The sequence below is a fragment of the Leptolyngbya sp. FACHB-321 genome, from assembly GCF_014695975.1.
Classification (GTDB): Bacteria; Cyanobacteriota; Cyanobacteriia; order Leptolyngbyales; family Leptolyngbyaceae; genus Stenomitos.
The window spans coordinates 1-21605 of sequence record NZ_JACJPI010000062.1; the positions used below are offsets into that span (position 1 = coordinate 1).

Consider the following 21605-nt stretch of genomic DNA (forward strand, 5'->3'; position numbering starts at 1 on the left):
GCAAAAAAGTGCTTCTAGACTAAGCATGAGGGCAAACCAGGCATGAGATTTTGCATTTTCAGCCTATCGGGTTTGCCCCTTTCTTGTCCCAGTTCTTATCCCGAACTCAGGTTAGCTAGCAAGCCATAATAATTCTGTGGCGTTCTATTCACCCTACACCACCCGTCTAGGTCTTTGGGTCTTTAGGTAAATTTTTCATGGAAATGCGGTGACAGCATTGCCCTGATCGGTTGACCACCTCGCAAGTGACGCTCTACAACCGCAGGCACCTCTTCTGGCTGCACCCGACAATACCAAACGTTATCAGGTAAGACCAGCACCATTGGTCCATTACCGCATTGTCCCAGGCAACCCGTTTGTTTAGCTGTGTAGTCAGGTACTGGATGCGTTTGAAAGGCAGTCAATACCTTAGCGGCACCTTGGCTAAGGCAAGTGCGATTCTGGCAGATCAGCACGCACTTCTGGTTAGCTGATGATTTCGTAAGAGGCGATGAGGGCAGCATCGGCTTGCATAAAGATGAAACAAATGGGGTAACAAGAATGGTCAGCACGATCGTCTAATCTTGACTGAGTAATTAAACTCTTGCACTTTCAAAAGCCTCAAGTATAATCACAGCAAACATTGTGAGGCTTTTAGGACATGAATAAGGGTGAACTCATTGATCAAATTGCGGCAAAAGCTGATGTCACCAAGAAAGATGCTGACTCTGTACTAACAGCCATTCTAGAAGTAATCCTTGATGCAGTGGCAGCTGGTGATAAAGTGACGCTGGTTGGCTTTGGCACTTTTGAAGCCCGCGATCGACAAGCACGGGAAGGTCGTAACCCTTCGACTGGCAAGCCAATTCAGATTCCGGCAACCAGAGTACCGGCGTTCAGCGCTGGTAAGGTCTTCAAAGAGAAGGTGCTTGAGAAGGTTTAAAGAACAACGTGCATTGAAGGTAGAAGGCTCTGCTGCTCATACGATAGCAGAGCCGCTTTTGCGGATATGTTCGATTGCATCTGGTTTGACTCATCGCTTTCAGTCGTTTTTCCCAACTTGAGCTTAACCAGCATTCGTTGCCAGCCGTTCAACCGCAGACAATTTAATTGGTTGAGGCTGGTTTTGCTGGAACCTTCGGAGGAAACTCCGCATCTTTCACATCACCAAGCGCTCCCATAACTTTTGGCTCACCCTGATTATAGGAAACCAACACTGCCCCAGCATTACCTGATTGCAGCACTAACGTCTTTTTGGCTTGCCAGTTTTTTTGTTCCCCTTTCTTAAGAATGCCTTCAAACTCTACTTTGCCGTCTGCGATCACCTGAAGCCACGATTCTTCGCCAATAAGCTTAACTGCCACTTGCACTGGTTTAGTCGTTCCATCTGCTGCAAGATTAGGGGCTGCTAACGTCTGGCTGGCTGACGTGATTGGGGTAGGCGATGGATTGGCAGACCCCTGAGAAGACAGTGCAGGAGCGGACGACACTTTTACATCAGGCTGCGGTACAGCGCTTACAGACTTAGGCTCGACTGCCACCGGCTGCGAATTTTGAAGTCTTGTTTCAGCTTGAGGGCGACTTAATACAGCGGCTAGACCAACCCCCAGTAAGAGTACAGCCCCTGTGCCTAGCAACACGAAGGGAAGGTTTGAACGTTCTGCTCGATCGCGCCCCTCATGGGGCTCAGGGAGCGATTCCACTCTAGGTTTTTCAATGCTATCGAGACGTTCTGGCTCTGGTGCTTTCCGTTCGACTACAAATGATGGCTGCGGTGTAAAGTTTTTTGCTAATGCCGTACCATCTAGCCCAATCGCGTCTGCATAACGGCGAATAAATCCCTGCACAAAAACTGGTTCTGGTAGCCGCTCAACGTTTCCCAGCTCCAGGGCTTGCAGAAGGCGCAATGGAATGTAGGTTTTGACTGCGATCTCATCTAAAGAAATAGCTTGTTCCTGACGCTCTCGCTGGAGATAGTCACCAATAGTTTTGAGTTGCTCCACCTGAGCGGTATCGAACTCCTTCATGGCTCTTTCCTACAATCCTTTAAAACTCACGTTAGCTCTGATGTTAATACAGTCTATTAGCACTGCGTAAACCGCAGTCATGGTGAGATAGATGCAGACTTTAGCACTGGCAGTATGATACGGAAAGATATGAAGAAATGCAAAGAGGACGCAAGGAAACGCAAACCTTACTGCTCAGGGTGCGAGTGGCATTGCAACTAAAGAAAGACCTGAAAAGGCTGATAACCAGAGAGAATTGACACTCGGAAGCGTACTTGCCTGAATGCCAAGCTTTATGAAGATTGACTACGTCTGCTTTAGTGTCAAAAATGCGATCGCGACTCGTGACTGGTTCATACAAAACTTAGGCTTTCGCTCTGTAGGCAGCGGTATGAGTGACGATCAGGCGATCGAGATTGTTAATGCTGGCAGCATTTACTTCGTCTTCTGTGCGGCTCGCAATGAAGCTAGTGCGGTTGCTACTTTCTTACAACACCATCCGCCCGGTGTGTCTGAACTGGCATTTTGCGTGCCATCGATCGAGACAACGCTCAACCATGCCTTGCAGCAGGGAGCAAGACTACTCAAACCACTGCAAACTGAGGTGCAGACACATGGTAGCTTGCGATGGGCAACGCTGGCTGGCTGGGGTGACTTGACCCATACCTTTGTAGAGCGTGTTGGTAGAACGTCACTCCTGCCTCAGGCTGTGATGCGTCATGATGTGCTCCTGCCTCAGCCGTTTGCAAGAGACGAGGCGTCTGCGCTTACTGAAACAGCCGATGCACACTACAGTTTCTTTTCCAGCATGGATCATGTTGTGCTCAATGTGGCAAGGGGCGATTTGGAACGGGCGGTTGCCTGGTACGAGCGAGTTTTAGGCTTTCAACCCCAGCAGGGCTTTGAGATTCAAACTGCTTATTCTGCCCTTTGTAGTCGCGTCCTGCGCCATCCGTCAGGCGGGGTTCAGTTGCCAATTAACGAACCAGCCTCCTCCAACTCACAGATTCAAGAATTTCTAGATCTGAATCGCGGCTCTGGCGTACAGCATATTGCGTTGGAAACCACTGATCTGCTGGGAACGATCGCTCACCTAAGACAGAAGGGCTTGCCGCTGCTTCACGTGCCTGCAGCCTACTATGCTCAGTTACGACAGCGACCTGGCTTGACACTGACGCCCGCGATCGTCCATCAGCTTGAGGAGCAGCAAATTTTAGCTGATTGGCAGGACAAAGCAGAGTCAGCAGTGTTGCTTCAGACCTTTACGCAACCCATTTTTGACGAACCAACGTTCTTCTTTGAGTTGATTCAACGACAGGCAATTCGACTAGCCGATAGCACGGACGATCGCTCTCAGCGGGCACAAGGGTTTGGTGAAGGTAATTTTCGTGCTTTGTTTGAGGCGATCGAGCGCGAACAGATGAAACGAGGCAGTTTAAAGCGTTAGCCCTAGCGTAGAAAACTGCTGACCAGCCAAAGGACAAAAAACGTGACTATGCTCACAAACGCATTCAACGTCAGACGAAAGCTACCAAGAAGGCTAGCAATTTGCGTTGGCAAGAGTGCGTTGAGCGCGCCTCCCACCAAAAAGCCAACGAATAGCCCCGTTAAGCCCAGTAAGACCGTTCTGCCCAGCTTACGCTCTTTGCGATAGAGAAAATAAAAGGTGGCACCCATCCCTAAAATTAATGCTAACTGCACTACATTGGCAGTCGGCGTTAGGACAACCCAGGCGCTGAGTGCTGTCAACACCCCAGCGGGTATCAGCACGTCAGTTCGGCTAGGCGTATCAATTAATCGCTGAAGCCACGCGGAACCCTGGCTTGCAGGTGCGGATGGTGGGGTTGATGGTGGTGGCACCACTTTTTCGGGAAAGCGAATACGATCGGGCACTTTAATCTTGCCTTCCTGCCGTAAGCGCAACCGATCCATTAAAACGGCATCATAGGCAGCTTCGATGCTTTCTAGCTGCTTGCGATCGCCCTGATGTTGAGCAAACAACCGATTACGAGCATCTTGAATTTCCTCAAAGCTAGAAGCCTCTGTCACCCCAAGCTGTTCGTACGAATTTTGGCTACTCATTGTCTGCGTCTCCACCTCTGTTCCAAGCTAACTCAGTCTGATACCTGTTCACAAGCCTTTTAAGAATCGATCGTAAAACCTTGGTGCTGTTTAGCCTGGATGTCGATCGTCCGACTGTTTTCCCTGTTTTTCAGCAAAATGCCGATTGCCCAAGACATACCAGCAAGGTTGAGCCATACTATTGCTGGTAAAAGTACTGATCAGACGATGTATGCTCTGTAATAGCAACTATAGAAAAAATAATAGCTATAGGGAGAAAGCTACATAACAGCTTTATCGAAAACCGCATCCAGGGGCATCCTTAACCATCAAGCAGTTTACTAACTATTGTCTAGAATTGTGGCTACACGCTTGATTTAGCATAATTGTTTGTTAGCGTTGTGTCGCGATCGTTTTGAGATACGTCACGGCTGCTTTCCCGATCCAGTTTCATTTCTCCTCCAAACGCAAGGTTATGGCTATGGCTCCAGCCAAGATTCTCGTAGTTGATGACGATCCTGCAATCCGGAACCTCATTCATCGCTTCTTAACTAAGCAAAACTATCAGATGGAATCAGCCGAGGATGGCAAAACTGCGCTGGCATCCTTTGAGCAATTTCATCCGGATCTTGTGATTTTGGATGTGAACTTGCCCGATGCCAATGGTTACAACCTCTGCCAGGAGATGCAAAGCCGCACTAATGTCTTCATCCTCATGCTAACAAGTCGTACAGATGAGGCGGATAAAATTAAGGGCTTCTCGCAAGGTGCTGATGATTATATTACCAAGCCGTTTAGCCTAGGAGAGTTAGGTGTGCGGGTGGGGGCAATCCTAAAGCGTCAACGTCCCGTCACGTCAGCAGAACAGCAGTGCCTCCTGTTTGACAAGCTGCTGATCGATCCGGTGCGGCGTGAAGTAAAGTTTAACGACGATGTGATTCCGCTAACGGCGCTGGAATTTGATTTGCTTCATTTCCTTGCAAGCCATCCCGGTCGAGTGTGGCGGCGAGCAGAGCTAATTCAAGAAGTCTGGGATTATGAGTATGTGGGCGACCAACGGGTTGTTGATGTGCACATTGGTCAGATTCGGAAAAAAATTGAGATTGATACTAGCCAGCCAGCTTTAATTCAGACTGTACGAGGTGTTGGCTACAAGTTTGAGGCACCTGGAGAAGGGAAGCCAGAAATCAGCACATCGTAAAGGATTACAGGTAGGGTTATGACTAATGTGGCGATAACGGCTGCTAAGAAGATTTTAATAGTTGAGGATGACCAAGCGATCCGCACGTTGATTCAGCGCTTTCTCAGTAGTAAGCAGGGCTATCAAGTGGAATCGGTTGGTGATAGCAAGGGCGCGATCGCGAGCTTCAAGGCGTTTGACCCCGATTTAGTCATTCTGGATATCAACTTGCCAGATGGTAATGGCTATCAACTCTGCCGTGATATGCAAGCCGCTACCAATGTTTGTGTGCTGATGCTTACCAGCTCAACGGATCAAGCTGCCAAGCTCAAACTGTTGTCTGGGGGCGCAGACGACTATATGACCAAGCCGTTTGATTTGGAAGAACTAGCGGTACGGGTGGAAGTGGTACTGCGGCGAGTGCGGGATCGGACATCGTTACAGGAGAAGCCGCTGCTCTTTGGCAACTTGACGATCGACCCACTCAGGCGTGAAGTAAAGCTCAACAATGAATTTGTGCGCTTAACAGCCTTAGAATTTAATTTGCTTCACTTTTTGGCAAGTAACCCTGGTCGTGTGTGGACACGCATTCAACTAATTCGTGAAGTTTGGGGACATGAATTTGTTGGTGATCCGCGTGTGGTGGATGTACACATTGGGCAAATTCGTAGCCATCTCGAAGCAGATACGAGCCAACCAACGCTGATTCATACTGTACGAGGCGTTGGTTACAAGTTTGAATCAACTGACATTGCCATATCAGCTGCTAGCGATTAATTCTCTGCTAGCAGCTAACCCTGCCAATGCTGTCTTTTACCATGTCGGATCGGCATAAAGGTTCACTGTGAGACGCGATCGCTCAAGCGGTACGGCACTGATGCAGCTACAGACTGATTCTCCATCGTCAAGCTCTACCTCACAAGCGTGGCAAGAACCCATTAAACAGCCTGTAGGGATAAAGACTCCAGCACGAGCTGCTACTTTCAGCAAGGGTTCACCCGGCTCGGCATCAATGGTTACATCGTCAGGCAGAAAGTGAATACAAACGCTCATCAGTGAAGACCCTCGAAAACAAAAACGTTTGAGCAAGGCTTAAGGCAGCGAATCACGATAATCCTTCTGGATTCTAACGCTCGACTCTACTAGCGCGATCGGCGACTGCTTCATTCATGCTGCAACTTCTGGCTTCAAGCAAACGAGAGTGCCTTTTTCTTGCTCATCTGTTATGGAGTAGGTGCTTCCACACGATCAAATGTGTCAAAGGCTTTGTCTCCAGGCATTGCTCATGCTATACTCATTTACCGTACCCGGACGCATAGCTCAGTTGGTTAGAGCACCACGTTGACATCGTGGGGGTCACTGGTTCGAGTCCAGTTGTGTCCATATGTTGTTGTACAGTAACTAATTGTTTGTCATTGGTCTGCCCGACTAATGGTAGTTAAGTGCACAAGCTGCTTTACAGCTTGTGCACTTGTGATGAGGGCGGCTGCCTACTGAGCCTCACTGCCGTTGCCTTGTTCAGCTTCTGACTTTTTGCCGAGTAGTAGATAGGTTTTCATCGTACCCTTCCCTTTCACCGCAATCAGCCCACGCTCCTCAAAGCGATACTGACCTTGGAGCTGTTGATAGATCGCTTCGGTGACTTGAATACTGTCTGCTGGCGTATGCGACTGCATCCGGCTTGCCACGTTGACTGTATCGCCCCAGAGGTCATAGGAAAACTTTTTGGTGCCTATGACTCCTGCAACCACAGGTCCCATGTTGATGCCGATGCATAAACGGAGTGGTTCTCCCTGCGGTGTGCGGAATTCCTTAATCGCTTGCTGCATCTCGAGCGCGATGTTCGCGATCGCTTCAGCATGATCAAGACGGGGACTGGGCACACCTCCCACAATTAAATAAGCATCGCCAATGGTTTTAATTTTTTCTAAACCGTACTTCTCGGTCAATTGATCGAAGGTTGAGAAGATGCGGTTTAACAACGACACCAACTCCGGAGCCGATATTTGGCTTGCTAGGGCGGTAAAGCCAACTAAGTCAGCAAATAGAACTGTTGCGGCAGCAAAACTGTCAGCAATGATGCCATTCTCTAGCTTCAGTCGCGCCAGTATTGGTTGCGGTAGAACATTCAACAGCAAGCGTTGAGTTTGCTCTTGCTGATAGTGGAGGGCATCTTCAATCGTTTTGCGCTGGGTAATGTCATGAATAAAAACCGAGAGACCACCATAGACGGGAAAGGTTCGCACCTCCAGCCACACTGCCAGCGGTTCCGAAAACTTTTCAAAGCTGATGCTGCTTTGCTGCTTGAGTGCTTGATGATACTCCTCCCCAAAGGCTGGACCTAATACTGTCGTTAAAGTTTCCCCAATCGGGTTGCCCAGCAGTGCTTCGGGTTGTTGCTGCAAGATCTCTCCTGCTCTGCGATTAACAAAAGTGCATCGCCCCTGCTGATCCAGCGCGAGAAAACCATCTGTTATACCCTCCAGCAAGTCCACGACCTGCTGATCAGATGCCCGCAGCTTGGCTTCTGCTTGCTGGTAGCGCTGCTGTTGGCGTTCTAACTTAGTGATGGTCAGCCGTAACTCCATTTGAGCGATCGCCTGGCGACCCAGTGCTTGCAACGCTTGCTGCTGCTCTGGTGTTAGCTCGCGGGGTGTTCGATCAAGCACGCAGAGGGTGCCTAGGGGATAACCATCGGGAGTCACTAAAGGCGTACCCGCATAAAAGCGAATGTTGGGATCGGACTTAACTAAAGGATTCGTTGCAAAGCGAGTGTCCTCTAGCATATCCGGTACAATCATCAGCTTCTCGGGCTGAAGGATGGCATGAGCGCAGAAGGCAATCTCTCTGGGTGCTTCTGTGACAGGTAACCCGACTGTTGACTTAAACCACTGCCGATGGGCATCCGTGAGGCTTAACAAAGAAATCGGGCTACCACAAATGTATGCTGCCAACGCTGTTAGATCATCGAACGCCTTCTCAGGTAACGTATCGAGAATGTCGTATTGCTGTAGTGCGTTAAGTCGGGCTGCTTCATTCGCTGGCATAGCGGGAGCAGTCGAAACGGGTTGAGCTGAAGGGGTCTCCAGTGAGGGGTTCGCTGTCTGAGGACGTAAGCTGAACCTGCTAGCTAGCAGCTTAACGCGCTCAACCATCCGTTTAGTCATCCGATCGTTCCGCTCCATTTTAGGTTCAGTAGCCGTCTTGAGGCGTTGAAGACTTCCTTAGTATGCCCAGTGCTTTGAGCCAGCTCACTGCGCGGTGGAAATACTGACAAAATGTGGTTCATAGGTATGAATTGCCTCTTCAACCACTGCTTTGACTGCATCTTAATCACTCAATCGCTTTTTAGCCAGGGACAAGCAAGCAACCAGAGGGATCAAGTACAGGCTGACACTAGAAAAACTTGAATGTCAGCTCAGTGTTCTAGCATTGCTCAATGGCATTTATGGCAACGCTACGTGGATGACTACGATCGACAACCTAGTCACGACTCAACTGCACTAGCTATTCTGTGCTGCTGGTTTAGGTTTGTGCGTAGAAGCAACGTTGAGTTCCTTAAGTTGCTTGCCATCCACACTGGAGGGTGCGCCTGTAAGCAAACAACGCGCCTGCTGGGTTTTGGGGAAGGCGATCGCGTCACGAATCGATTCTTCACCTGTGAGTAGCATTGCCCAGCGATCGAGTCCGTAGGCGATACCACCGTGGGGCGGGGCACCGTATTCAAAGGCTTCGAGCAAAAAGCCAAACTTATTGTGTGCTTCTTCTTCAGAGAGACCAATCAGTTCAAACACTTGTGCTTGAATGTCCGGTTGGTGAATCCGTACACTGCCGCCGCCGACCTCAAAGCCGTTGTAGACCAGATCGTATGCCTGAGAGCGAGCCGTTTTTAGGTCATCAAGATCATTAAGGTTGGGTGCGGTAAAGGGATGGTGTAGGGCTTCCAGGCGCTTTTCGTCAGCATTCCACTCAAACATGGGGAAGTCTGTCACCCACAGCAAGTTGATTTTGGTAGGGTCAATCAGATTCAGTTCGCGAGCCAGCACCTGACGCAGGCGATCGAGGGTTTTGTTTACTGTAGCGGTGTCTCCGGCACCAAACAGCAGCAGATGTCCCGCTTTTGCGCCTGTACGAGTCAGAATTTCTTGCTTTTGGGCATCGGTAAGGTTGTCTTTGATGGCACCGATCGTATCGATTTCGCCATCATCCCGCACGCGAATGTATGCCAAGCCTCGCGCACCAGCTTCAGCGGCTTCCTTAAACAAATCGCCACCAGGCTTGATTCGCACGTTGGAAATCAGGTCGTTGCCGCCGGGGATCGGTAGAATTTTGACGATGCCACCTTTTGACACGGCATCGGCAAAGACTTTGAAGCCAGAGTCTTTCACAATGTCTGAGACGTTGACCAACTCCAGCCCATAGCGCGTGTCAGGCTTATCGGAACCGTAGCGATCCATTGCCTCGGCGTAGGTGAGCCGGGGGAACGGACGAGGGATTTCAATATCTTTAAGCGTCTTGAGCAGATGGGAAACCAAGCCTTCGTTCAAGTTGAGAATTTCTTCCTGAGACATGAAGCTCATTTCCATGTCAAGTTGGGTAAATTCGGGCTGACGATCGGCTCTCAAGTCTTCATCGCGAAAGCAGCGGGCAATTTGATAATAGCGATCGCATCCCGACACCATCAATAGTTGCTTAAATAGCTGTGGCGATTGCGGCAGCGCGTACCATTCACCTGCGTTAACTCGTGAGGGGACGAGGTAATCGCGGGCACCTTCGGGGGTCGATCGCGTCAAAATGGGTGTTTCAACTTCAATGAAGCCTTCTGCATCTTCCAGGTAACGACGAATGGTTTTGTTCAAAGCATGGCGCAATTGCAGGTTTTGGCTCATCCGTTCGCGTCGCAAATCGAGGTAGCGATACTTGAGACGCAACTCTTCGCGCACCGTTTCGTTTTCAGCCATAGATACCTGAAAAGGCAATTGCTTGCGAACCGCATTCAGAATTTCGATGTGATCGGCATAAATTTCGACTTCGCCTGTCCCTAACCGTGGATTGAGAGAGTCATCAGGGCGTTTGGTGACTCGACCTGAAATCTGCACTACGTACTCGTTTCGCAGATCGCCTGCTTGCTGATAAGAGTTGGGGGTACGTTCGGGATCGCTGACGATTTGGATGATGCCGCTGCGATCGCGCAGATCCACAAAGATGACGCCGCCATGATCACGACGGCGATCGACCCATCCACAGAGAGAAACTGTCGCTCCAATGTGCTCGGCTCGGAGTTGACCACAGTAATGGGTTCGCATGGCGGGTGAAAGTCTGCTGAAGTGGGGAAGATGAGTTTAGTTTAACGACTTGCGGAGACGGTCAATGACTCTTCGCGATCGTTCTTCGATATTAAAAACCTCATCATTATGCCCCATCTAGGCGGCACTGTGAGTGAGCACGATCGAGTGCATTCGTCCGGCTGACGGCTTGTGGTTGCATCAAGCCTACGTGAAGCCTACGAAAATGACTGAGTGCAAGCAGTAGTCAAGCAAACCCGTAGAGCATTGAAACCCTATGAGACTGCAATCATGCAAAGTATCACGACTGGGCTGGAGGCTTTTGGCAGCGCTTTATGCCAGCCTTTTGCTGCTTATTCTACTGTTGGCATACACAGGCAATTTACCGCCGCAGCTTAACCGCATCCCGTTTTACGACAAAGTGGGACATCTGGTGTTGTATGGCATCGCCACTTACTTAGGGCATCGTGTGTTGCAGTATCGGGGCATCCGGCTGGGAACGATCGCGCTGCCGCTGTTTCCTTTCCTCTTTGCGATCGGGGCACTGACCGAAGAGTTGCTACAGGTGTTCTCACCGAATCGCACGTTGGATGCCATAGATCTGATCGCCAGTTTTTTGGGCATCATCTTGGGCTACTGGCTAGCAGAAAAAGGACGCTGAAACCGGCTAGGTCAACCTGGACAGATCGTCATACTTCTATAACAGAAGGGATATAGGGTGTAGGAAAGGCAAGTGAGCACCACTACAATTCTCTTCCCGCAGGATGGCGCAAAAACTCATCCCCTCCCCTTTAATAAGATGTGTTCAACGATGGGATGGTTGGGACGTTATTCGGTAACGTTCTCACTAACGGCAGGGCTGCCCATCGACGTATCGAGGAAACATGAATGTTGCTACAAGACAAACGCACTGGTTCGCTGATTGAAGTGGTTGAGATTGTTGATTTGGTCAATCCAGCGAAGGACAAGATTTCAGGGCGTGTGCAGTCGGGTCAGGAAGAGCAAGACCAGGAACCGATCGCCAAAGATACACTGATTTTTCCATCGGGAGAAGATCTGCCACGTTGTTGGGTAGAGGCTGACTATCGGGAACATGAGACACCGGGAAGCGTTCCTCATTAAATGAGTAAGGCATCACTGAAGCGATTGCAGGATTGAGGCGATTGTAGTGTGTTTACTCAGACTCATGCTTTTGACTTATTGCTTGTGGCTCAGAGGGCATTAACTGAACTGACTGCTTCCAGCGATCGTTTCTTTCGATGCTCCTAAGAAGTAAGCAATACTCTAGAGCTAGGAGTCTTACCCCAACTGCATTCCTAAACTTTGCATGTTTAAACGTTCTCGCTGGCACCGTTCTGTCAGGTTAGCAATTGTCTTTTTTCTAACGATAAGCATCGCGAGTTGGGCAGTTCGTGCGCCTGCTCAGAATAATTTGATGGTGCCGACCAACCTGCCGCGATCGCTCGATCGCACGGTTAACTGTGAACTACTGGTGGCTGGTGGTGGCGTTGCAGGCGTTGCAACGGCGTACGAAGCACTGCAAGCTGGGCGCACCGTCTGTCTGACGGAACTGACGGACTGGGTTGGTGGGCAACTGACATCGCAAGGCACCTCTGCCCTGGATGAGGCAAAGAAACAGCGAGCGCTGTTGTTTTACTCACGAGGCTACAACGATCTGCGTCAGCGGATTGAACGTAAGTATGGCAAGCTCAATCCGGGTGAATGCTGGGTTAGCGTCTCGTGCTTTTTACCAAATGACGCAGAGCAAATTTTGACCGAGATGCTGCAAGACGCAGCAAAGAAAGGTAAGGGCACGCTGCAATGGTTTCCCTCTACGGTGATCAAAAGCCTAGATGTAAGCGCTGATGGCAAGCTGATTCAAGCAGCGATCGCCATTCAGCACCGTCCGGCACTGGGCACACCACCACTGAATACAGAGCCGCTCTCGCAGACGATCGAAGATGCCTATCGCTACCAAGATTCGCCACGTCTAACCAAGCAAATCATTCGCTTTGTGCCCCGTGGAGAACGCTGGATTGTGGTCGATGCCACTGAAACAGGTGAACTCATCGCGCTGGCAGATGTGCCTTATCGGGTTGGGCTTGATCCCCGTACCTACCTGAATCCTTCATCGCCTACAGAAACAGGTGATCCTTACTGCCTGCAAGGCTTCACCTACACCTTTGCGATGGAGCAAACGGCAACGGAGCAGCCTCAGCAAAAGCCCCCCTTTTACGAGCAGTACGAGCCTTACTACGGCTACGATGCTGACTACCGCAAAGCTGACTTCAACTTTGTCTTCACCTACCGTCGCATTTGGAGTCCTAAACCGGGGCCCCGCATCAAGGCTGGACCGTTAACGGTGACAGCGCCTACCCCTGGTGATATCTCGATGCAGAACTGGGTGTGGGGCAACGATTACCGTCCAGGCACGGCAGCAGACAATCTGATTTACAGCCGGGATCAGCTTCAGCAAACAGGACAGCTTTCTCCCGGTAACTGGATGGGCGGTTTGCGAACCGATGCCCTCCGCAAAGGCGAAGAACTGGCGTTGGGCTACTACTACTGGCTGGCTGCAGGCACTACTGATTCGCAACTAGGTGCAGGCTTTAAGAAACCCGCGCCCAACCACCGTTTGCTAACTGGCTTTGATGCACCAATGGGCACGGCACACGGTTTATCTAAATATCCTTATATGCGAGAAGGGCGACGACTGATCGGTCGGTCATCCACGGGCTATCCCAACGGTTTTAGCGTGAACGAGATTGATGTCTCGCGTGCAGACTATAGGCAGGAGTATTACCGGAACTTGCCTGCATCGCTGTATCGATCGCTCTGGATTGCTCTTGCTGGGCTGGAAACAGGGAAAGTGATTGTAAACGATATTTCACCAGAGCAGGTTACTCGTCGATCGCGGTCTACCATCTACCCTGATTCGGTTGGTATCTCCCAGTATGCGATCGACTTCCATCCCTGTATGCAAGATTCGCCGCCCGAAAGATCAGGTAACATCGAGCGTCCGGGTGTGCGGCAGGCACATGGACAGTCCTATCCGGGGCAGATTCCACTACGAGCGATGATTCCGCAAAGACTTGACAATCTTTTAGTTGCCAGCAAAAGCATTGCTACTAGTTTTGTTGCGGCTGCCGCTTATCGAGTCCATTCGTTTGAATGGTCAGTTGGTGTTGCTGCCGGAACCACTGCAGACTTTGTGCTTTCGCAAGGCATTTATCCCTACCAGCTTGTGGATGATCGCTCTGGCACTACGCCAAAGCTCCAAACGTTGCAAAAGCGGCTGAACCAAAACGGTAATCCGACTGCGTTTCCGAATACGTCTATCTTTAACGAAAAGTGGGAAGACTGGAGGGTTTGGTAGCGATCGTACCTGGTTAACGCTCGATCACAGCGTGTTACTCAAACGTTTTATTAAACGCCTTATTCAAAGCGATCAGCCAAACTAGCTGTCTGCACAGGCGATCGATCCCCCGCTATCAGTAGCCCTAGCTGAGCGATCGTAGTCGTTCGAGCATTCAGAATCGCGAGAAATTGACCTTCGTACAGTACTGCAATGCGATCGCTCATTGCCATCACTTCTTCTAATTCAGTAGAGATGTAGAGGATTGCCGCACCACGATCGCACTCTGCCAAGAGCGCTTTCTGCACATACTCGGTTGCACCAACATCTAAGCCACGGGTGGGCTGCATGGCAACAATCAAGGCTGGTTCCCCTGCCAGTTCTCGCGCTAGCACTACTTTTTGCTGGTTGCCGCCCGAAAGCTGGTTCACCTGTAAGTTGCCGCTCGTTGCCCGAATATCGAAGGCTTGAATGGCATGGTTCGCGTGTGTATCGATCGTCGCTCGTTGCAACAGCCAGTGGCGACAGAAGGGCAATCGCTGAAAGGCTTTGAGGATCAGATTACGCGCAATACTAAAGCGCATGACCAGACCCATTTGCTGGCGATCCTCGGGAATGTAGCCGAGCTTGAGTTGCTTCACTCGCTGTGGCGCTGTCCAGTGAGTAATGTCGATGCCGTTGAGTGTGATACTGCCTTGAGTGACAGAGCGCAAACCCGCGATCGCATCCGCCAGTTCGCGCTGACCATTGCCATCAACACCCGCCACACCCAGAATTTCCCCTGCCCTCAATTGCAACGAAACACCTTTTAAGGCTGCCAGGGCGCGATCGTCACTGACGTGTAAATTTTGAATCTCTAACACAGGGCGATCGTCGGCCGTTGACTGAACGCTACTAGCAGTTCTGTCTACCTGCAACAGCACCTCGCGGCCCACCATCAGGCGTGCCAGATCCTGGCGGGTTGCGCCATCTGTAGTTGTAGTAGCAACGACCTGCCCCCGCCGTAAGACTGTCACAGCATCACACAAACTCAGCACTTCTTCGAGCTTGTGGCTGATGAAAATAATTGTGTGCCCCTTCGCAGATAGCTGACGCAACACAGTAAAAAACGTTTTGATTTCTGGTGGCGTTAAGACTGCCGTTGGCTCATCTAAAATCAGCAGCTTTGCCTGACGGTATAACGCTTTTAGAATTTCGACCCGCTGCTGTGCGCCGACTGGCAAATCGCTCACTTTAGCAAAGGGATCGATCGCTAGACCATAGGCTTCTGCCATTGCCGCGATCGTCTGCGCTTTCTGCCGCAGGTTTAGACGTAATGCTGTTCCTGTACCCAGAATGATATTTTCAGCCACTGACAACTGTGGTACCAGCATAAAGTGCTGGTGAATCATGCCAATCCCCTGCTGAATCGCCACTGTAGGCGATGTGATACTGACGGGCTGCCCACTGAGATAAATCTGCCCTGCATCTGGACGATACAGCCCGCTCAGAATATTCATCAGAGTCGTCTTGCCTGCACCATTTTCGCCCAGCAGGGCATGAATGCCGCCCGTTTGAATTTCTAGATTGATGCCATCATTCGCCGTAAAGTTGCCAAAGCGTTTGGTGATGTTTTCGAGGCGGAGGTAGGGCGATGAGGAGTGAAGGGTGAAGGGTGAGGAATGCATAGGGTTAAGAGCAGACGGTAAAAGGTCGAAGGCAAACTAAACTCAAAACTTCCTCTACTTCTCCTGCATCACCATATCCCCCAAACCTCGTCTCGCTCCTCTTTATGCTCCTTTAACACACCGAGTATCTTTACCAGCTTCCGAGCAGCTTTCAAAGGTGATCTTTTTCGCCAGGATTGCCTCTTGGGTTGCCTTCACTTTATCTTGTAGCGCTTGAGGAACAGAAGCGCCATATTTGCCAAGGTACAAAACATCTGGTTCTTCTAAACCTAACGAATAAAGCTGACCTTTAAGTTCGTTTTTAGATGAGAGAGCCGCAAGTTTGCCGATCGCCAGATCAATCCGCTTGACGGCACTGGTAAGAATCGTTTTGGGTGTAACGTCAAATTGATCAACGGTGTTGCCGATTGTGTAGGCTCCCTTCTCTTCAGCCGTCTTCAGTGCCGTTGGTGCTGCATTGTCGAGCCACGGGTAAACCACATCGGCTCCTGCAGAAACGAGCGCATTCACAGCTTCTTTGGCTTTTGCAGCATCGTTCCAGTCACCTGTAAAGGTAGAGGCAATCTGAATCGCTGGATTCACTGATTTTGCGCCTAGCGTATAGCCACGTAGCTCTTCTTGGGTCGCCAAAAATTCCTGTCCAGCAATGTAAGCGAGCTTGCCCGACTTGCTGACCGAAGCAGCGAGGATGCCGCAGAGATAGCTAACTTGCAGGTTGTCGAGCCGTAGCGAAGCCACATTGGTGCCAGTAGCAGCACCATTAACAACAACAAAAAATGTTTTTGGAAACTGAGCGGCAACCTGCTTGGCAGCAGCATCAAACTGTCCACCATGTGCGTAGACGAGATTGAAACCACGCCGTGCAAAATCAGACAATGCCTCTGCCTGATCTGCTTGCCCAACCTTTTCAACGTAGGCGGTTTCGGCTCCCAATTTAGACTTAATTTCTTCTAGTCCGGTATAGCCTGCCTGGTTCCAGGCTTTGTCAGTGATGATGCCTGGTAAAACCATTGCTGCCTTAAACCCAGCCGCAGCCGCGTTGGGCGATGCTGGCGTAGAGGGTAATGTAGGGTTGTTGGTGCTTGGAGGGCTGGCACAGGCATTGAATAACACGCTGCTGCCCAGTGCGGCTGAACCATAAATCAGAAACTGACGGCGATCGAACCGAGTCATGTCTACACTCCTCTTAAACGGTTGTTGAGTTGTGGATGCTAAATGGAAAACGGGAGCGGCTTGTCTTAGCAGGGCAATTGGCGCTGGCTTGAAACCACCGTTTTGAAAATACCGTTTTTGGAGCTACCTGAAGTTCTAACGCTACTTCATAGCCTGCGCGATCGCGTCCTAACCAGTCATTAAACGGCTTTTACACCAACAAATTGTACTCCCTGGCACATTTGGATGGCTTGAAAACGGGAAAGCTCTGCCAGGAAACGGTTTGGTTTAGAAAGCATCGCGCTAATGAGCTGCCCTTCAAACACAACAAAGGGGTTGGCGATTGCCAACCCCTCTACTTCAAAGCTCAATTAAGCGTGCATAGCAGACTTATGCGCCAGGTTTGCCTTTTTCCAACGCCTTTTGATATAAGTCATCCGTGCTTGCACCTGTGGAGCCAGATACCGATGAACCCACATCCTTTGCCATGTCCTTGTATGCATCAGGATTGCCTGTAGAGTCGAGCGTGGAAGCTGTTTCGTCAGGTTTAGGGATAGCAAAGTTGGGTGCGGTTGCTGCCTCAGCCGCCGCTGCGCCTGCTTCAGTACTATCAATCGGGCTAGTGCTGAACTGCTTCGACGCTTCGTAGTCAGCCTCTACATTTGCAGTAGGGGCTTTGCGATCGCCCTCTTGAATCTCCTCAACTGTTTGTTGAGCATCATAATTTTCAGATGTAGAGGCATTATTAACAGCTTCAGACATATAAGACTCCTTGTTAGAACTATTTAAGTAATGTGGCTACAGTAACAAAGCGATCGCTCCTTAGCTGAACCCCTTTGGGTAGATTCTGCTTCTCACTCCCACGAGAGACTTAGATTTACCCTTCTAAAGGTTGAACCTCAGCCTTTGGAAGGGCGATAGAGATTGTAAAGTTCGATACACCATTAGGAGAAAGCATGCACATGGAGTATTTTTATGTCTCAATCTGCCAGTCAAAATGTGTCATCATCCGCTTATCTTCCTGAGCATGCTCAGGGTGCTCTTAACGCTTACAACAAGTTAGATGTTGATGCCAAGCTAGCGTTGCTGTACCTGGTGTACAAAAAAATGGGAGACTCGGTGACTCCTGCTGCTCCTGCTGCAACGGAGCCAGAGTTAGCACCCCTGCTGATGGATGATTTCTATCGCTTGTCTCACGATCAACAGCTTGATGTGATGCGAGAGATTGTCAACGGCGCAGATACAGATTACTCCCATGCGTATGGTGCGTTGAAAGAAAATAATCAGCTTATGGTTTGGTACGCTTGGGCACAAGCAATGGGTCAAAGCGTCATTGGTATGCCAGATAACTATCAGGCTGAACAGTCCGTTACCGCTGCTCTTGGACAGATTGAAGGGCTAGATTTCGAAGATCAAATTTCGCTCCTGCGTGAGATCGCTAGCGGCATGGGCTACAGCAATATTCAAGCGATTCCGACCCAGGCAGAAACAGGTAAAACTGCCAGTCTCTAAAACCGCTGTAGTGTACGCCACCAACTAACGTGTGAGCTGGGGCACAGCGATGCTATGCCCTAACAGAGTGTGTTTGCTGCACTTAGAGCAAATTTAGTACGAGGCTATCTATTAGCCTACGTAAAATTAATTATTGAAATTCCTTGCATGCTGCTCATGGGCGCTGCCTCTATCCCTTGCCGATGCAGCAAAGGCGATCGCGGCATTTTGCCCACCGAAACCAAAGCTGAGGCAGAGAACGGCATTCACAAAATAGGGCTGCGGCTGCATCACAAAATTGAGCGAGAACTCTGGTTGCTTTAAACCGACACAAGGCGGCAATAGTTGGTGCTTCAATGCCATCAGGCAAAAGGCAGCGCCGATCGCCCCTGATGCGCCAAGCGTGTGACCAGTGGCTCCCTTCGTAGAACTAACTGGCACCTTTGGAAAAAGAGTCTGGATCAGATGTGCCTCATTGCGATCGTTCAGCGTGGTTGCCGTACCGTGAGCATGAATATAGTTAATCGCCGCTGCATTAAGGTTAGCTCGCTGTAAGCATTGTTGAATAGCAGCGATCGCCATACGACCTCCTGGCTCTGGTGTACTGACATGGTAGCCATCTGCCGTTAACCCAGCGCCCAAAATATGACCATAGATAGCAGCCTTACGCTGCGTTGCCCGATCGGCTGCTTCTAATACCAGGATGGCTCCGCCTTCAGCCAGCACCAATCCCTCTCGACTGCGATCAAAGGGATATGCTCCAGTCTGTGCGGACGCTCCCATTTGCGCGAAACCTGCCAGCGTAAGGGGCGTAATCGGCGTTTCGATCGCACCTGCAAGTACACATTCATACCGTCCGGTACGAATTAGCTCAAAGCCTTGGGCGATCGCCCAGAGTCCGGTTGCACAAGCTGCCATCGGCGCTTGCACACTAGCTGTCGTCTGCACATATTGGGCAGCAGCGATCGCAGCGGCATGAGGCAGCGTCTCATGCCAGTTTGAGGGGTTAAAAGATGGGTAGCTGGCATCAGTTACCCTAGTCGTTTCTTGCTCCCAGCGTGCTCGTATTAGGCGCTCCCACTGTGCCTGGTTGCCTCGGCTCGAACCGACCACAATCGCACAATCATTCAATGGCGGCAGCAAGCCAGCATCCTTGAGCGCTGCTGCTGCTACCCGCTGCGTTAACTCAATTAAAGCGGTGGGTTGGTTTCCGATAAGCGCTAGTGGGCAGGGTGCAAACGTGGGGAAGGGTTGCTGTTGCTGAATACCCGACTCGCCTGCAAGTAAACGCTTCCAGGTTTCGTCTAGCGAACCCAACGCCGAAGCTAGACCGATGCCAGTCACCACAACGTCCATAGTTTTGGGAAGGCTAAGGGCTGAAGGATAAAATTGCTTCCCTCACTTCAGCCTTTACCTTTCCGCCATTATCCTTTTCTAACCTAAGACTTTGCGTCAGTCTTCAGGTTCTCCAGCCCTTTCACTATCTTCGCAGATTCAATGCGATCGCCCTGCTGAATTTTATCTACCGTCTCCATGCCCTGCGTCACATAACCGAACACAGCATAGTTGCCATCCAAAAAGTTGATGTCAGCCAGGGTGATGTAAAACTGTGAGGAAGCAGAATCAGGGGGCTGCGATCGTGCCATTGCCAGGGCACCCCGCTTATGAGTTAGCTTTGGCTTCGCAGTGATGCCAGCCTCTGCAAACGTTTTGCTATACACCGGAGCTTTTGCTCCTACAGGTAAAATCTCTAGCGGCACATAACGCGGTTGACTGGTCGCTGGATCGATAAAGCTACCAGTACCCAATTGTTCGGGCGGGAAGTTCGGGTTTTTACTCTGCGGATCGCCACCTTGCACAACAAAGGGCTGCGGTTCACGCACGACTCGGTGAAAGACTAACCCGTTGTAAACACCACGCTGCACTAGGTCTACAAAGTTCCCTGCCGTGATCGGCGCATTGGTACCGTCAATTTCAGCCGTAATGGTACTGCCCTTAACGACGAGTGCTACTGTTGCCGTCCCATTCAGCCGGGGAAGCCCCGCCGTCTGAGGGCTGCTTGCCGGAGTCGCTGGGGTCGATGCTGTTTGTGTTGGCGAAGGGCTAGCAGCAGACGATTGCGCTCCTCCCTGGGGCGAACATCCACCTAAGACGATCGCGCTGGTGACGACCATCAAAACAAGCCACTGTCGCAAAGTCCTGAGCATATCAATTCACCTAATCTGAACCAAAACAACCAATTATGACATGAGCCATCGAAGCCTTTCCCTACAATCCTTCGAGGGGCACACTTAAAAAGCGAGCGAGTTCGGCTCCCTCATTTTCTAGCTGTGAAAGCGATAGCGGCTGACCGACTCTTGTAAGCGGTACATCACGCTTGCCCTTTACTCGCAAAGACAGCGTGCGCTTGGGGTTTAAGCCTTCTCGCAAATCTACCCTTACTGCCTGCACATCAGCAATCTTACAGATCAGCTCAATTTTGCGATTCTTGCCAGGGAAGCCCCAGCGAAAAATCTTTACTTCCCCTTTTTGCTTATCAAATTCGTTGTAGCCGCCGCCGACATCCCAAACGATTGTTAGCCATAGATAGAGGCTAAAAAGGGTGCCAGCCAGCCCGTAAAACCCCATGGCAATACCTTGTGGGATAAAGACTAGCTGGGTCGGATCAGAAAACGGCAGCAAATTGACATGGAGATAACTTGAAATGCCAGACAGTAGAAAGCCTAGCGCTCCAGCAGAAACAATCACCGCCCACCAGTAATTGCTGAATCGGCGTGAACCAATTACTGGTTGACGCAAGACACTTGTTTCAGAAGCAGTGGTTTGTGCAGTCATATTTAGCCACAACGATCGCAGATCCCTATCTTAACGGATGTGGGTTACTGTCTCCGCTTACAGTGGCCTTCAGTGCTGCAACACATTCCTTAAGACACTTGACAGTAAAGCGAAGGACAAAAATTAACTTTTATTTAATTTTGTGTCAAACTTCTACAGTTTCTTTGTATCGAAAGGCGACAAAGCTAACGCGATCGCTCATAACCAAGCTTGTAATAAGTATAATTGCCTACTGATTTGCCAGTATTGATGATGTTAAGCGAGTCTTTGGAGGGATCGAGTAACAACTTCAAACCACTAAACGTTCGATTGTCAAGGGTATGTAGCGATAATCAGGTCGAGTTAATTTATCTGAGATTGTACGTGTCGCTTTGTTAAATTTCTGATTTCTCCTATTATGTATAGACATATGAATTCACTCCCTCTCTGGAAACATTGTGATGGAGAGTCTGCAATTTTAGTAAAGCTAGAGGATTTGACCCTATGACTATAGCTGTCGGGCGCGCGCCAGCGAATCGAGGGGCGTTTGACGTTCTCGACGATTGGCTGAAACGCGATCGCTTCGTCTTTGTCGGTTGGTCTGGGTTACTGCTG

General features: G+C 50.2%; 21 protein-coding genes, 1 tRNA gene and 1 pseudogene. 10 read left to right on the forward strand and 13 right to left on the reverse strand.

All coding sequences use genetic code 11. From position 1 onward, the window contains the following. Window positions 1-182 precede the first annotated feature (182 nt). Complete coding sequence (locus H6F76_RS15460) at window positions 183-503, reverse strand: (2Fe-2S) ferredoxin domain-containing protein (RefSeq protein WP_190509528.1); 321 nt, start codon at window positions 501-503, stop codon at window positions 183-185. Window positions 504-640: 137 nt separating this feature from the next. Between H6F76_RS15460 and H6F76_RS15465 the strand changes: the two genes are divergently transcribed. Beyond that, complete coding sequence (locus H6F76_RS15465) at window positions 641-922, forward strand: HU family DNA-binding protein (RefSeq protein WP_190447613.1); 282 nt, start codon at window positions 641-643, stop codon at window positions 920-922. A gap of 163 nt (window positions 923-1085) precedes the next feature. Here the strand turns inward: H6F76_RS15465 and H6F76_RS15470 are convergent, their stop codons facing one another. Continuing rightward, on the reverse strand, window positions 1086-2006 hold the full coding sequence (locus H6F76_RS15470; RefSeq protein ID WP_190509530.1) for a RodZ domain-containing protein: 921 nt from the start codon (window positions 2004-2006) through the stop codon (window positions 1086-1088). Window positions 2007-2280: 274 nt separating this feature from the next. Here H6F76_RS15470 and hppD point away from each other — a divergent pair, with 274 nt between their 5' ends. Then, entirely contained in the window at window positions 2281-3432 is a 1152-nt protein-coding gene (gene hppD / locus H6F76_RS15475) for a 4-hydroxyphenylpyruvate dioxygenase (protein WP_190509532.1), read from the forward strand. 2 nt (window positions 3433-3434) lie between these two features. Here the strand turns inward: hppD and H6F76_RS15480 are convergent, their stop codons facing one another. Continuing rightward, window positions 3435-4067, reverse strand: coding sequence for a CPP1-like family protein (locus H6F76_RS15480; protein WP_190509534.1), 633 nt, complete (start codon window positions 4065-4067; stop codon window positions 3435-3437). 454 nt (window positions 4068-4521) lie between these two features. Here H6F76_RS15480 and H6F76_RS15485 point away from each other — a divergent pair, with 454 nt between their 5' ends. Beyond that, on the forward strand, window positions 4522-5247 hold the full coding sequence (locus H6F76_RS15485) for a response regulator (RefSeq protein WP_190509536.1): 726 nt from the start codon (window positions 4522-4524) through the stop codon (window positions 5245-5247). A gap of 18 nt (window positions 5248-5265) precedes the next feature. Next, window positions 5266-6003 (forward strand): response regulator transcription factor, encoded by a 738-nt coding sequence (locus H6F76_RS15490; RefSeq protein WP_190447602.1) that lies wholly within the window; start codon window positions 5266-5268, stop codon window positions 6001-6003. 36 nt (window positions 6004-6039) lie between these two features. On the opposite strand, the gene H6F76_RS15495 is transcribed toward H6F76_RS15490, so the two are convergent. Continuing rightward, window positions 6040-6279, reverse strand: coding sequence for a 2Fe-2S iron-sulfur cluster-binding protein (locus tag H6F76_RS15495; RefSeq protein WP_190509539.1), 240 nt, complete (start codon window positions 6277-6279; stop codon window positions 6040-6042). 256 nt (window positions 6280-6535) lie between these two features. On the opposite strand from H6F76_RS15495, the gene H6F76_RS15500 reads away from it, so the two are divergent. Next, window positions 6536-6609: transfer RNA gene (locus tag H6F76_RS15500), tRNA-Val, on the forward strand. 107 nt (window positions 6610-6716) lie between these two features. On the opposite strand, the gene H6F76_RS15505 is transcribed toward H6F76_RS15500, so the two are convergent. After that, window positions 6717-8393, reverse strand: a complete 1677-nt coding sequence (locus H6F76_RS15505) for an adenylate/guanylate cyclase domain-containing protein (protein WP_199322146.1) — start codon at window positions 8391-8393, stop codon at window positions 6717-6719. A 336-nt stretch (window positions 8394-8729) separates the two neighbouring features. Further along, a complete protein-coding gene (aspS, locus tag H6F76_RS15510) occupies window positions 8730-10532 on the reverse strand; it encodes an aspartate--tRNA ligase (protein WP_190509541.1) in 1803 nt (600 codons plus the stop codon). A 256-nt stretch (window positions 10533-10788) separates the two neighbouring features. On the opposite strand from aspS, the gene H6F76_RS15515 reads away from it, so the two are divergent. The 3 genes from H6F76_RS15515 to H6F76_RS15525 all read left to right on the forward strand — a co-directional run bounded on the left by H6F76_RS15515 (window position 10789) and on the right by H6F76_RS15525 (window position 13887). Then, the gene (locus H6F76_RS15515; RefSeq protein WP_190509542.1) at window positions 10789-11172 is read left to right on the forward strand and encodes a VanZ family protein; all 384 of its coding nucleotides are present in this window, start codon (window positions 10789-10791) and stop codon (window positions 11170-11172) included. 227 nt (window positions 11173-11399) lie between these two features. Continuing rightward, on the forward strand, window positions 11400-11633 hold the full coding sequence (locus H6F76_RS15520) for an acetyltransferase (RefSeq protein WP_190447594.1): 234 nt from the start codon (window positions 11400-11402) through the stop codon (window positions 11631-11633). Between the two features lie 313 nt (window positions 11634-11946). Beyond that, window positions 11947-13887, forward strand: coding sequence for an FAD-dependent oxidoreductase (locus H6F76_RS15525; RefSeq protein WP_190509562.1), 1941 nt, complete (start codon window positions 11947-11949; stop codon window positions 13885-13887). 59 nt (window positions 13888-13946) lie between these two features. Here H6F76_RS15525 and H6F76_RS15530 read toward each other — a convergent pair whose 3' ends face one another. The 4 genes from H6F76_RS15530 to H6F76_RS15545 form a co-directional block, all read right to left on the reverse strand. Continuing rightward, the gene (locus tag H6F76_RS15530) at window positions 13947-15533 is read right to left on the reverse strand and encodes an ABC transporter ATP-binding protein (protein ID WP_190509544.1); all 1587 of its coding nucleotides are present in this window, start codon (window positions 15531-15533) and stop codon (window positions 13947-13949) included. 102 nt (window positions 15534-15635) lie between these two features. Continuing rightward, window positions 15636-16706: a BMP family protein gene (locus H6F76_RS15535; RefSeq protein WP_190509546.1), complete on the reverse strand. Its 1071-nt coding sequence runs from the start codon at window positions 16704-16706 to the stop codon at window positions 15636-15638. A 179-nt stretch (window positions 16707-16885) separates the two neighbouring features. Further along, window positions 16886-17056: a hypothetical protein gene (locus tag H6F76_RS15540; RefSeq protein WP_190509548.1), complete on the reverse strand. Its 171-nt coding sequence runs from the start codon at window positions 17054-17056 to the stop codon at window positions 16886-16888. A 19-nt stretch (window positions 17057-17075) separates the two neighbouring features. Next, the gene (locus tag H6F76_RS15545) at window positions 17076-17447 is read right to left on the reverse strand and encodes a hypothetical protein (RefSeq protein WP_190509550.1); all 372 of its coding nucleotides are present in this window, start codon (window positions 17445-17447) and stop codon (window positions 17076-17078) included. A gap of 213 nt (window positions 17448-17660) precedes the next feature. Between H6F76_RS15545 and H6F76_RS15550 the strand changes: the two genes are divergently transcribed. Further along, window positions 17661-18197 carry an orange carotenoid protein N-terminal domain-containing protein gene (locus H6F76_RS15550; protein ID WP_190509552.1) on the forward strand — a complete coding sequence of 179 codons (537 nt, stop codon included), beginning with the start codon at window positions 17661-17663 and terminating at the stop codon, window positions 18195-18197. Between the two features lie 126 nt (window positions 18198-18323). Here H6F76_RS15550 and H6F76_RS15555 read toward each other — a convergent pair whose 3' ends face one another. From H6F76_RS15555 to H6F76_RS15565, 3 genes are all read right to left on the reverse strand, one after another. Continuing rightward, window positions 18324-19532: a beta-ketoacyl-ACP synthase gene (locus H6F76_RS15555; protein WP_190509554.1), complete on the reverse strand. Its 1209-nt coding sequence runs from the start codon at window positions 19530-19532 to the stop codon at window positions 18324-18326. 83 nt (window positions 19533-19615) lie between these two features. Continuing rightward, window positions 19616-20383: a peptidylprolyl isomerase gene (locus tag H6F76_RS15560; RefSeq protein WP_190509556.1), complete on the reverse strand. Its 768-nt coding sequence runs from the start codon at window positions 20381-20383 to the stop codon at window positions 19616-19618. Window positions 20384-20444: 61 nt separating this feature from the next. After that, window positions 20445-21011, reverse strand: a complete 567-nt coding sequence (locus H6F76_RS15565; RefSeq protein ID WP_190509558.1) for a photosystem I assembly protein Ycf4 — start codon at window positions 21009-21011, stop codon at window positions 20445-20447. Window positions 21012-21494: 483 nt separating this feature from the next. On the opposite strand from H6F76_RS15565, the pseudogene H6F76_RS15570 reads away from it, so the two are divergent. After that, window positions 21495-21605, forward strand: a pseudogene (locus H6F76_RS15570) (photosystem II D2 protein (photosystem q(a) protein)); the annotation flags it as partial.